Origin of the sequence: Mesorhizobium sp. M1406 (assembly GCF_040317555.1) — a bacterium.
Taxonomy (GTDB): Bacteria; Pseudomonadota; Alphaproteobacteria; order Rhizobiales; family Rhizobiaceae; genus Mesorhizobium.
Genome location: NZ_JAMYKW010000098.1, coordinates 1 through 12068, shown reverse-complemented (window position 1 = coordinate 12068; position 12068 = coordinate 1). Strand labels below are relative to the sequence as shown.

Annotated in this window: 11 protein-coding genes and 2 pseudogenes; 5 read left to right on the top strand and 8 right to left on the bottom strand. The window is 61.3% G+C overall.

Annotated features, from left to right (window positions below; genetic code table 11):
• The coding region (locus NKH03_RS32775) for a tetratricopeptide repeat protein (RefSeq protein ID WP_352973019.1) at positions 1-953 on the top strand (953 nt) is incomplete at its 5' end.
• 506 nt (positions 954-1459) lie between these two features.
• On the opposite strand, the gene NKH03_RS32770 is transcribed toward NKH03_RS32775, so the two are convergent.
• The 5 genes from NKH03_RS32770 to NKH03_RS32750 all read right to left on the bottom strand — a co-directional run bounded on the left by NKH03_RS32770 (position 1460) and on the right by NKH03_RS32750 (position 6749).
• Positions 1460-2185, bottom strand: coding sequence for a ribonuclease activity regulator RraA (locus NKH03_RS32770; protein WP_352973017.1), 726 nt, complete (start codon positions 2183-2185; stop codon positions 1460-1462).
• A 17-nt stretch (positions 2186-2202) separates the two neighbouring features.
• Entirely contained in the window at positions 2203-3942 is a 1740-nt protein-coding gene (araD, locus tag NKH03_RS32765; protein ID WP_352973015.1) for an L-arabinonate dehydratase, read from the bottom strand.
• 55 nt (positions 3943-3997) lie between these two features.
• Positions 3998-4858, bottom strand: coding sequence for an ABC transporter permease (locus tag NKH03_RS32760; RefSeq protein WP_352973013.1), 861 nt, complete (start codon positions 4856-4858; stop codon positions 3998-4000).
• A 3-nt stretch (positions 4859-4861) separates the two neighbouring features.
• A complete protein-coding gene (locus NKH03_RS32755) occupies positions 4862-5677 on the bottom strand; it encodes an ABC transporter ATP-binding protein (protein WP_352973011.1) in 816 nt (271 codons plus the stop codon).
• Positions 5678-5744: 67 nt separating this feature from the next.
• A complete protein-coding gene (locus NKH03_RS32750; protein WP_352973009.1) occupies positions 5745-6749 on the bottom strand; it encodes an ABC transporter substrate-binding protein in 1005 nt (334 codons plus the stop codon).
• Between the two features lie 146 nt (positions 6750-6895).
• Between NKH03_RS32750 and NKH03_RS32745 the strand changes: the two genes are divergently transcribed.
• The 3 genes and pseudogenes from NKH03_RS32745 to NKH03_RS32735 all read left to right on the top strand — a co-directional run bounded on the left by NKH03_RS32745 (position 6896) and on the right by NKH03_RS32735 (position 8338).
• Positions 6896-7588 carry a GntR family transcriptional regulator gene (locus NKH03_RS32745; protein ID WP_352973007.1) on the top strand — a complete coding sequence of 231 codons (693 nt, stop codon included), beginning with the start codon at positions 6896-6898 and terminating at the stop codon, positions 7586-7588.
• A 230-nt stretch (positions 7589-7818) separates the two neighbouring features.
• A pseudogene (locus tag NKH03_RS32740) lies at positions 7819-7944 on the top strand (hypothetical protein); the annotation flags it as partial.
• A 157-nt stretch (positions 7945-8101) separates the two neighbouring features.
• A complete protein-coding gene (locus tag NKH03_RS32735) occupies positions 8102-8338 on the top strand; it encodes a hypothetical protein (protein WP_352973004.1) in 237 nt (78 codons plus the stop codon).
• 882 nt (positions 8339-9220) lie between these two features.
• Here NKH03_RS32735 and NKH03_RS32730 read toward each other — a convergent pair.
• The 3 genes and pseudogenes from NKH03_RS32730 to NKH03_RS32720 all read right to left on the bottom strand — a co-directional run.
• Positions 9221-9694, bottom strand: a complete 474-nt coding sequence (locus NKH03_RS32730) for a type II toxin-antitoxin system VapC family toxin (RefSeq protein WP_352973002.1) — start codon at positions 9692-9694, stop codon at positions 9221-9223.
• Positions 9691-9999 carry a type II toxin-antitoxin system Phd/YefM family antitoxin gene (locus NKH03_RS32725; protein WP_352973000.1) on the bottom strand — a complete coding sequence of 103 codons (309 nt, stop codon included), beginning with the start codon at positions 9997-9999 and terminating at the stop codon, positions 9691-9693. The genes NKH03_RS32730 and NKH03_RS32725 overlap by 4 nt, the downstream gene beginning before the upstream one ends.
• Positions 10000-11440: 1441 nt before the next feature.
• Positions 11441-11626 (bottom strand): annotated as a pseudogene (locus NKH03_RS32720) (hydroxyacid dehydrogenase); the annotation flags it as partial.
• Positions 11627-11755: 129 nt separating this feature from the next.
• Here NKH03_RS32720 and NKH03_RS32715 point away from each other — a divergent pair.
• The coding region (locus NKH03_RS32715) for a TetR/AcrR family transcriptional regulator (RefSeq protein ID WP_352972998.1) at positions 11756-12068 on the top strand (313 nt) is incomplete at its 3' end.

Below are 12068 nucleotides of genomic sequence, written 5' to 3'. Positions count from 1 at the left end.
GCCGTGGCACGCTGATCAGCCCGGCCCCATGCCGGAGAACGCGGCGACCAAGCCGTCAGCTACACCACTTCCTGGGACACGATCCCAAGGAGAGCATCGAGGCGTCCATTCCGCTCTTCAGGCAAGCCGTCACGATAGACCCGAGGCTTGCGCGGGCATGGGTCGAGATGGCGGCTGCCTACGACGCGCTGCCGGGCTTTGGCGCAAAACGCGCCGAGGTTCAGCCTGAGGCGTTCGCTGCGGCCGGAAAGGCACTTGAGATCGACCCGCAGGACGCGCATGCGCACGCAATCATGGCGATCGTCCTTGGAGATATGAACGATCTTAAGCGGGCAGAGGCAGAGTTCGAGATCGCCCTTCGCCTCAATCCCGGCTCCGCCGACGTCATGACCCTCTATGCGCTGTGGGCAAACGCGTTCGGCAAACCCGAGCGCGGAGCGGAGGCCGCGGACAAGGCGATCCGGCTCAATCCCAACTACCCCCCGTGGGCCGCCAACGGATTCCGATATGCCTATTTCATGGCAGGTCGATATGAAGACGCGCTCCATGTTCTGGAGCGACAACCGCTCGAAAACTATACCCGCTTCTCCTGGATTGTTCGCGCAGCCGTCTATGCTGAACTCGGCCGCGACGAGGAGGCCAAGGAGTGGGTGGCCAAGGCCCTCGCGAAATATCCGGAATTGACCATCGAGGGTTTCTTCAATGAACCTGGGTGGAGCGACTCCGAGCGGAAGCGAATGATGGACACGATGCAACACGCGGGTTTTCCGCCTTGCGCTCTGCCGGGTCAGCTATACGGGGTTACGAGCCCCATTCGCATACTGGAATGCGTGAACTCAAGACCGCAGGCCGTCGGCCCTGTGACCGGAGTCGATAGTGTGACCGAAGTGCGGAATCGCGCAACCAGACATTACCGGCGTCGCGGTCCAATCGGCAGTGCCGGTACATGGTGACGTCCATTGCCGGCGATTCCATCGGTTTCATGAAAATGTCCAGTTCGAGACGTTCGGCGACCAGGCGCGCAAAGTGGACCAGGTCGCTCGTCGCCACGGCTAGCGCCACAGCCTGGAAATGCGGAACTGTGATGGCGACCTTGCGAGCGTTCCATGCCATGCTCCGCACACCGAGAGGTTTGCGACAGAGCCATCTCAGACGGTGCCGAAATCCTAAAGCGTCTGCTGACGGCCAGCTGCGCTATCGGTTGCGGGCACCCTGAGCGAACGTACCTTCTCCGTTCAAGCCCGAACCTCACGTCCTGCGCGCGGTCTGACCCGGAGAAGTTACAGGTCTCAAATATCGCAGTCACAACATCGAAATTCAAACGCCAGGATATGCGGCAACAATCACAAAGCTGCTGAGTGAGGAGCATTATCGATGTGCAGGGCTACCGTTAGTTGTACGTCGAGCATATCAAAGTTTTATCGCACGTTTGCCTGTTTAGCCGCCAATTGCGGTGCGATCAGCGGCCATTTTGCTTCCGCCACTCCGCAAATTCGATCCGGGGAGCATCGCTGGTTGCCGGGTAGAGCCCGATGATGGTTGCGCCGTTCTGAACTTTCTCAAGAACAAAGTCCTCATAGGCGGTCATCTCCACCGTCTCGGCGGCAATCTCATCGGCTAGATGCGCCGGAATGACCATGACGCCTTCATTGTCGCCGACCAGGACGTCGCCCGGCCAGACCGCCACGTCACCGCAACCAATCGGCACATTGATATCAAGTGCCTGATTGAGTGTCAGGTTCGTCGGCGCTGACGGGCGGTTGTGATAGGCGCGGATGTCGAGTTCGGCGATTTCGGGGCTGTCGCGAAATCCGCCGTCAGTAACCACGCCAACGACCCCGCGTACCTGCAGTCGCGAAATCAGGATTGAGCCGGCCGATGCTGCGCGAGCATCCTTGCGGCTATCCATGACGAGAACGCATCCGGGCGGGCACTGCTCGACAGCGGCGCGTTGCGGATGCGAGGGGTTCTTGAAAACCTCGACCTGGTTGAGATCCTCGCGCGCTGGAATGTATCGCAGGGTGAATGCCTGGCCGACCATGTTTGCCTTCTTCGAAGACAGCGGCCGCACATCCTGGATAAATTGATTACGCAAGCCGCGTTTGAACAGGGCCGTGGCTATGGTCGGGGTCGCGACGGCCATATATTTATCTCGAGTTTCCTTGCTCAGCGTGTAGTTGGTCATAATCCAGTCCTTGACGGTCAATAGATGTCGGGCTCGGGCGCTGAGGGGCCGAAGCTGGTTTCCAGAAAGTCAAAATCGGCGCCTGTATCGGCCTGGCGAATGTGGCGGCCAAACATCCATCCGTAGCCCCGGCCGATCTTTTCCGCAGGCTTTCGCCACTCGGTCCGGCGGCGGGCGAGTTCAGCGTCGTCGACGAGCATATCGATGCGACGGGCAGCCAGATCCAGCTTGATGATGTCCCCACTCTTCAGTAGGGCCAGCGGGCCTCCAATATGGGATTCCGGCGAGACGTGCAGGACGCAGGCGCCATAGCTGGTACCACTCATTCGCGCGTCGGACAGGCGCAGCATATCGCGATGCCCCTGTTTCAGCAGCGCCTTCGGCATCGGCAGCATTCCCCATTCCGGCATGCCCGGGCCGCCTTGCGGTCCGGCGCCCCGCAGAACCATGACATGAGCGGGAGTGATGTCGAGATTTTCGTCGTCGACGGCGGCTTTCATGTCGGGATAGTTGTCGAAAACCAGAGCTGGACCCTCATGCTGGTGAAAACGCGGATCGCAGGCGGCGGGTTTTATGACAGCACCGGTTGGCGCGAGATTGCCTTTCAGCACTGCCAACGAGCCTTCGTGATAGACAGGATTGTGAAGCGATCGGATCACATCGTCATTGTAGCACTTGGCGCCCTCGAGCGTTTCGCCGAGGGCGCGGCCAGAGACAGTCATGGCTGACAGATCGAGCTTTGATGACAGCTTGGACATCAGCGCCCGGAGACCACCGGCGTAATAGAAATCCTCCATAAGATAGGCCGAGCCCGTCGGCCTTATGTTGGCCAGCACGGGGGTGTTGCGCCCCGCTGCATCCAAATCCTCCATCGTCAGGGCGACTCCGGCCCGTCGCGCCATAGCCAGCAGATGAACGACGGCGTTGGTGGAACAGCCCGTCGCCATCGCCACCACGACGGCGTTGGAAACGGCCGCTTTGTTGAGGATCTTGGACGGGATGAGATCCTCCCAGACCATGGCGACGATCCTGCGGCCAACCGCTGACGACATTCGGATATGATTGGAATCGACAGCCGGGATTGAGCTTGCCCCGGGCAGGGTCAGTCCCATCGCCTCCGCGATCGCGGTCATCGTACTGGCCGTTCCCATGGTCATACAATGGCCATAGGATCGCGCGATCCCGGCTTCGACATCGACCCATTCGTCGGCTGATATGGTGCCGGCGCGGCGTTCGTCCCAGAACTTCCAGGCGTCGGAGCCGGAGCCGAGATGTTCGCCGCGATAATTGCCTCGCAGCATTGGGCCGGCGGGCAGGAAAATCATCGGCAGGCCCATTGACAGCGCGCCCATGACGAGGCCCGGCGTGGTCTTGTCGCAGCCGCCCATCAGCACGGCGCCGTCGACGGGATGGGAGCGCAGCAGTTCCTCCGTCTCCATCGCCAGCATGTTGCGGTAAAGCATCGTCGTTGGCTTGACATAGCTTTCCGACAGCGACAGCGCAGGAAGTTCGAGCGGAAAGCCGCCAGCCTGTAAGACGCCGCGCTTGACATCCTCGACGCGGGTCTTGAAGTGCGCGTGGCAGGGCTGGGCATCCGACCAGGTATTGAGGATGGCGATAACCGGCTTGCCGATCCATTCCTCCGGCGCGTAGCCCATCTGCATCGTGCGGGAACGGTGTCCGGAACTCCTGAGATCGTCGGGCGCGAACCAGCGCGCGCTTCTCAACTGTTCCTGCGTCTTCTTCCTTGTCGTCATGTCTGAAACCCGATCAAAATTCGGATGGAAAATTGGTTGCCCGGCGTTGGGCCTACTATTCCTTCATGCCCCACTTTTGCAGCGTCTTGCGCTCGATCGTCTGGAAGATCAGGTTTTCGACGACGAGGCCGATGATGACGACCGTCAGCAGGCCGGCGAAGACGGCCGGAATGTCGAGCAGGTTGCGGTTTTCGAAGATGAACCAGCCGAGGCCGCCCTGTCCCGAAGAGACGCCGAAGACCAGTTCGGCCGCAATCAGCGTGCGCCAGGCGAAAGCCCAGCCGATCTTGAGGCCTGTCAAGATTGACGGGAAGGCGGCCGGCACGAGGATGCGGATCACGTACGGGAGGCCGGTCAGCCCGTAATTGGCGCCGACCATCCGCAGAGTGCGCGAGACGCCGAGGAAGCCGGAGTGCGTGTTGAGCGCAACGGCCCACAGAACCGAGTGCAGCAGTACGAAGACGAGGCTCGACGGGCCGAGGCCAAACCAGATCAGCGCCAACGGCAGCAGCGAGATCGCCGGCAGCGGATTGAACATCGCCGTCATCGTTTCGAGGAAGTCGGTGCCGATGCGCGTGTTGATGGCAAGGATCGTCAGGACAAACGCCAGCGCGGTGCCCAGAACATAGCCTGTCACCAGGATCTTCAGCGTCGTCCAGACGCGCGTCGGAAGCACGCCGTCGGCAAAATTGGCGTAGAGCGACTTGAAGGTGTCGGTGAGCGTCGGGAAGAGCAGGGGGTTGTCGAGCTGGCGCGCATACATCTCCCAGATGACGGCAAGCACGACGATGAGAAGCGTCTTGCGGAAGACGCCGGACTGCCAGAGCAGTTCGAACACTCCGAGCTTCTGTTCGATGGCATCGACATTTCCGCTGCGCGGGGGAAGGTCGGCGGCGACGATGATTTGCGGGGCCATGATTTACTCCCGATGTCCCGGCTCGGAAAAGAGCATGGAGTGAATCTGCCGTTCGAGTTCGGTGGCGGCGAGCGGATCGTCGCGCACGCTCTCGACGTCGCGGACTTCGGCGCGCACGCGACCGGGATGGGGCGACAGCAGCAGGATGCGGTTGGAGATCTTGATCGCCTCGGCGATCGAATGGGTGACGAAGATCACGGTGAAGCGCGTGTCTTCCCACAGTTGCAACAATTCGTCCTGCATCTGGCGGCGGGTCAGGGCGTCGAGGGCGGCGAACGGCTCGTCCATCAGCAGGATGTCGGGCTGCATCGCCATGCCACGGGCGATCGCCACGCGCTGCTTCATGCCGCCCGACAGCATGTGCGGATAGGTATCGACGGCACGCGTTAGCTTGACCTTATCGACATACTCGCGGGCAACTGTCTCGGCTTCCGCGCGCGGAAGCTTGCGTGCGACGAGCAGCGGGAACATGACGTTTTCCAGAACCGTCTTCCACGGCAGGAGCTGGTCGAACTCCTGGAAGACCATCATCCGGTCGGCGCCCGGCTTCTTCACCGCTCGGCCCTTGATAGAGATGATGCCGCTGACCGGCGTCATGTAGCCGCCAATGGCCTTCAAGAGCGTCGACTTGCCACAACCGGAAGGGCCGAGCAAGACAAAGCGGTCCGACTGCTCAACGGCGAACGAGACGTCCTCGGTTGCCGTGATCAGGAGGTTCGGCGTCTTGTAGCGCAGCGTCACCTTGTCGACGTTGAGCAGCGGAGTGCCGGCAGCCGCTTGGGTACCCGACGAAGCGATGGGCTTGGTGGTCTGGAGCATGGCCACTCCTCCGTAGCTGGTTCTGCAAGAGGCGGCAGCGTCCTGGCGGCCGCCCCGGTTCGTACGGTCAGTTGCCGCTCAGATCGGTGGCTTCCGGCAGATAGTAGTCGGTCCAGGCCGTCGGCATCGTCTTCAACGTGCCGATGTTGTAGAGATGCTCGGCAAACTTCATCGTACCCTGAGGGTCCATCCGGTACTCCATCATGTGCGGTTCTTCGAGGATCGCCATCAGGTCGTCGATGCTGGTCTTGTCGCCGGAAATCGTCTTGTAGTCCTCCAGCGCCCCCTTCGGGTCCTTCTTGATGTAGGCGATGGCGTCGGCGGTCGCCTGACGGATCGCCTTGACGATCGTCGGATTGGCCTCGGCGAATTCGGTCGTCGTGAAGAACGTGCCCTGGCTCAGGTCGCCGCCGATGATGTCGCGCGAACTGGTCACCTCATGGACGCCGGGCGTCTTCAGCTCGAGATACTGAAAGGGCGGGGCGGAGAAGTGGCTCTTCACCTCGTGCTTGCTGTTGGCCAGCGCTGCCATCGCATCGGGGTGGCCCATCTGAACGGTGTTGGCGTCGAAGTGATGGATGTCCTTGTCGCCGTACATCTTGGCAGCGGCCATCTGAAGCAGGATCGCCTGTGTCGAGACACCGACGGTCGGAACGGCGATCTTGTCGTCCGGGCCAATGTCCTGCAACGACTTGATGTGCGGATCGCGCGAAACCATGATGACCGGCTGCGCCGAGTTCGTGCAGATGCCTTTCACGCGGCCCCTCGTGCGGTCCCAGAGAAGCAGCAGGTTGCCGGTACCGGTGTTGACGATGTCGACGTTGCCGGAGAGCAGCGCATCGGTCTGCGCGCCGCCGCCGCTGAAGGTCCGCCAGGCGACCTTGACGCCCTTGACGCCGTCTTCGGCGGCGCGCTTCTCGATCAGCTGCTGCGTCTCCATGACGTGGCTGGCGAGATAGAGGATGCCGGGCTGGCGGGTGATTGAGACGTCGGTCTTCTCCTGCGCAAGCGCCGATGAGCCGAGGCCAAGGATGATACCGAGCGCGGTGATGCCGCGTATGAGCGATCGCATGAATTCCTCCCGAATGACCGTCGAAGCGCAAAGACTGCGCGGCCGCCAAAAAACGCGGCAGCTGTGCTTAAAGCACTAATGCATCAGTGCATCAAGCCGAAATCTATGCTTTAAGCGATGTCGATATCGGAATCGAGGCAACAGGCATGAGCGGCAGGCTAAAGGAAAGCGTCCTGGACAGGTCACGACAGGTGGCGCTCCAGATCCATGAAATTCTGAGAAAGCGCATTCTTTCTCTGGAGTTGGTACCCGGCACTGTGCTGTCGCGCGCGTCGCTGCAACTCGAATTCGGGGTCAGCCAGACCCCTGTGCGCGATGCACTGATGCGTCTTCAGGAAGAAGGCCTTATCGAGGTCTATCCACAATATGCGACGGTGGTTGCCCGCATCGACATAGCAAATGCAAGGCAAGCGCAATTTATGCGACTGTCCATCGAACTGGAGGCGGTGCGACGGCTGACGTTGGAAAGTCCCGTCGAGACAGCCGACGCGCTGTTAATTGTCCTTGCGCGCCAAGAACGGGTCACCTCTCCCCAAACTTACGACTTGTTCGATTCGTTGGACCGAGACTTCCACCGGACAGTCTATGAGCGAGCGGAGATAATGGAGTTGTGGTTCACGGTTCGCCGACAGAGCGTGCACATCGACCGTTTGCGTCGCCTCAATCTGCCGATGCCCGGCAAAATGCAGACAGTGGTGGAAGACCACCACAACATCGTGGATTCTATCCGCTCCGGCGATCCGCTTGCTGCCACGACCGCACTCCGCAAACACCTGTCCGGCACTCTTTCTATCATCGGCCTTATAAGCCAACAGTTCCCCGACTACATTAAGCGCTAATCAACCCCCTGCAACGCCATCTCGAGATCACGCAAGCCAGCGTCTGCTTCCGATTTATTGGCCGCCTTCGCGGCGACCTTGGCGACCCGGCTGATTGCCTCCGCAATCTTTGCCTGTGCGTCTGTCGATACTGCGTGGTTACGCCCGGCGGCGTGCGTAATTGCAGCCAGGTCAGGGGTGTTCCGAGGCAGGGGTGGCCGACTGGTTAATGGTGTGGGGTTCGCTGCAATATAGGTCGTTACGGTGACGGGACGCGTTGGTGGCGGAGGGCGCCGGGCTGCCTTGGCCGCGAAAACGGCACCGCGCGGCCGGAGCGGCAGCAGGCCGAGCCGCTGGCGTCGGAGTCTGACGCGCTGCTCGCTCTGACAACCTATGTGGCGCATCAATCGCGCGGCATGCCAGTCACGCCGGCGACGGACGCCCGGCTCGCGCCTTTTCGCGAAAACGGCCGGCGGTTGTTCCTGAGCCGCATCGGCCAACTCGATCTCTCCTGCGCCCCTGCCACGAGGACAATTGGGGCAAACGGGCTCGGCGGCAGTGCCATCCCGCAAGCGCATCCGACCGGTTATCCGCTCTACCGATTTCGAGTGGCAGACGGTCGGTTCGCTGCAGCGGCGCCTGCGCAACTGCATGATAGGGGTCAGGTCCGAGCCCTTCGCCTTCGGCACGCCCGAATTCGTCGACCTGGAACTCTATCTGATCGAACGGGCGCGCGGCCTGCCGGTCGAGACGCCGGCCGTGCGGCCGTGACGTCGGCCAGGCACTCCGCGCCACCTTGGCAAGCAGCGTCCTGGTGGAACTGCGACAGTTCGCTCCTTGGGCGGCTCACACCTATCGGACCTGATGACGGCCCCTATCCGTATGTGGCCGCCCACACGGATAGGCGGCCAAGTAAAATTGTATCCAAATTTGTCGAAGCGAGCGAAATCCAAGGACTGCGAGGCTCTCGCGTACATTCGCATACATCTCGATGCCACTCGGGCAAACTCCTGCGACAGGCTCAGCATAGGGTTCAATCGTGAGCAAGAGCCTCGTCATGGTGACGAGACAGAAAGCCGACAGCGGTCTCGCAAGCAGGAGTCAATGCTGCGCGAGGCGCCGATAGGCGGTCTGCTCATTATAAGAAAGGAAAAATACAATGAACAAACTCATAGCATTTTGGCCGTCCTCACCTTGTCGACAGGAGCCTCTCTCGGCGCCAATCAAAACCCGGACCGTGATCCTACCCGCGGATTCGCTGCTGGAATCGAGAATAGCGAAATGACCTTGGATGCCAATTACACGGCTTCCCTTGCCTCTACCCGTCGTAGCCACGAAGGAAGGACAACCACAGTCCGGCAAGGTTCCTAACGAGCGTGCACCATGGACGGGCCGTTAACATACTGAACTTGTCTCCCACAAAAATGTCCAATCACCCGCCATGCAACGGGGGTGGCTGGACAGGCGGCGCAAGAAAAACTTGCCCATCTAAGGATGGATTGAACGTCTTCAATTACTTGCTGGTCACGTGAATGCGGCGGCTCACCTGCCCGTTGCTTTCCCAGTAGGTGTGTTTTTGGCGATCCAGGGATCGCTCATTGCGGGCTGGATGTTGCCGCTCGCGCTATCGGTTCCGCACGAGGTCTCCTCGCATCAGCCGCCCGATCGCTTTCGCTCACTCAAAGGAAATCGCGCCGGATCGTCGTTCCATGGATCGAACACCGTCGCGCCGGAACCCTTGGTGTCCTTCCCGTTGCGTGTCACCAGGTAGAGGTGGTGCTCGACTGCGGTCGCGACCAGGAGTGTATCGATTACCTGTGGCGCATGGCCCGTTTCGCGCTTGACCGCTCCCGATGTTCGGCCCCACCGGCGAATTATTTCATCGCTTACGGAGAGGGTACGCTCGCCGAAGCGGGCTGCCAAAGCATCGCGGGAGGCGATGTAGCGTGGGCGATCGGGGTGATCGTCGGCAAGGTTGTAGATGCCCTTGTCGTACTCGCCTAGTGTCAGGACGCTCAGGAAGAAGGTCTCCTCCAGTTGACCCCCGGCCCATGCCTTCACTGATCGCGCTCCAGTGGGATTGATCAATGCGGCGACGACGTTCGTGTCGAGGAGCCAACCATTCACAGATCGACATCCCGGCCGGGATCCTCTTCACGTGCAAGGTCGAGATCGCCGAGATGGAGGCTCTCCATAAACTCCAGGAAGGGCTGTTTCGGCCGGGACGGCGCGAGCCGATCGAATTCCTCCACGCTGACGACCACGACCGCGTCGTGACCGCGCACGCTCACGCGCTGCGGTCCGTCGCTGCGCGCGTGTCGCACCACCTCGCTGAAGCGCGCCTTGGCATCCTCCAACTTCCACCGGCCGACACGAGCGTCACTCGCTCGCCCCTTCCGTTGTCCAGAGTCTCGCTTGATTCCCTTGCTCATAATCCCGTACCTAGTCAGATAGTCAGATATAGCGCATTCGCTCGCGATCCGCCAGTGCGGCCTGCCAACGTTCGCCTTCGATCCGGCGTGTGATGGCGGTTTCCGACCCGGCGGTCCAGTCAGACAACACGTGCGCCTGCCGTCGCCTCTATCGGTGCAGAATTCTCGGTTTGGTTCAGACGACCACCACAGCCCGAGAGTGGACGGCCTCGCACGGCTTCATCCATGGTTGCGAGGTGTCATTCGACCCGCGAAGGAATGGAGACTCCGGCCTTCCGTGGGCGTCCGACGGCGAAACCCATGCCTTGGCTGCAGGACGAGGCCGCAGAACTGTTCTGTTAGCCTGCCATGCTGGTGTTGGGTCACGGCGACGGTAGAACTGCCAGTCGACATCCCGGGTGATTTCCGTAAGGGCTCGCCCACGGCGTCCTCGATGTGGCTGGTCTGACCGAAGGCCGTCTCCGCTTCGCTCCGTCTCGCTCTCACACCCGCAACGGCCGGTTCGTTTTCTTCCCCTGCCGGGGCCACCCCACCACGCAAGCGTGGCGGGGACCCCGGATCGCCGTCATTCCTCAAGGGACAAGAAAGCCTCGCCCTGGCCGCCCTCCATTGCATTCCGGCCCTCCGGGTGCGGGTCGATTGCCTCCGGTCCATCGACCGCCATTTCGCAAGGCGGACAGGCGCTGTGCTCCTACTCTACCTTTCCTTGTGTTTCGGGCCGCGCCTATCGCGACCTCGAGCAAACACCTTGTCGGCATCCGCGACACTCCACCTGTGAAGCTAGCTTGCGCTGCATGTCGAGGACGAACGCGGGATTCACCGCATCGGGCTTCATCGGCCCACCTGCTGCCGGCTTGCTTCACTCACTGTCTTCCTTCGCCATGTGGACGGCTTTCCCGCCCTCGGACTACTATGAAGACTCCGCCCCCTGCCGCGCCGCTCATCGGTCGCCTCGATCATCTCGCGCCGTCCGGCGGGAGAGATCGCAGTAAGGTTCCCAAGTTCACCTGATGTCCCTTCGCCTGCCTTAGGGACCGACTCTACCCCGTGAGGATCCTGACCGGCAGCCACCGCAAGCTGGACCATTGGCTGGCACGTGCAATAGCGCGCCCCTGATCCCCGGTAATCCAGCGGGGATCGGCGCTCCTCCGGCCTTTCGACCGACCTGCCCACTTCCAGTTTGGCAGGCTCCATGTTGCAACGAGGCTTCAAACATCGGTTCGATCACTCTTCCCATAGCGACCGCTCATGGCGCTGCTCTTTCTAGGCGTCGGCGCGCTTGTCGCCGTTTTCAGCCAATTCGTCATCGAAAGCACTGCAGGCCTACAAAGCACCGCGACGAACCGGGCAGGACCGCCGCCTGGCCCGATGCAAGACCGAGCCTCTGGCATCCCTCACGACCTGATCAAGCTCTCAATCTCCTAGGGCAGCAGCCTTAAGCTCAATTTGTGGTCACAGGCTTGGAGCGCATGCGCGACACCGTCTCGCGCTCGGCGCGCTTGGAGCGCAGCGGCGGCAGGCCGCGGTCGATCAGGTCCATGTCCTCCAGCACCATGTCGCCCATGCGCTTGAAGGCGATGTCGAGCGCGCCGGCGCGGTGGGCCGAGCGCAGGAAGCCGGGCAGGGCATTGCCTCTGACAGCAAACCTGAAGCGCCAGATTTAACCCATCATAGAATTTGAGTCACTCGATGTGACACCAATTGACAGGCGGTGGAATTCGTGGCACATGCCGTGCCGCGAATTAGGAGAAGCCGCATGTCCACCGCCCGTGCTTATAACAGCCCCGTGCGCGAAGAGAAAGCCCGAGAAACGCGCGAGGCGATCCTCACCGCTCTGTTCACGCTGATGGATGCGGATGGTGCGGCAGATGAGATCACCGCCGAGGCGATCGCCGAAAAGGCTGGGGTGCAGCGGCGTACCGTCTTCCGTCACTTTGCCACAAAGGACGACCTGCTGGCGGCATTCTGGCCCTGGCTGAACGCTCGGATCGGCGCGATCACCAGTCCGCAGACATTGCAGGAGCTGCTGGACGGGCCACGAACAGCCTTTCCACGTTTTGACCAGCATG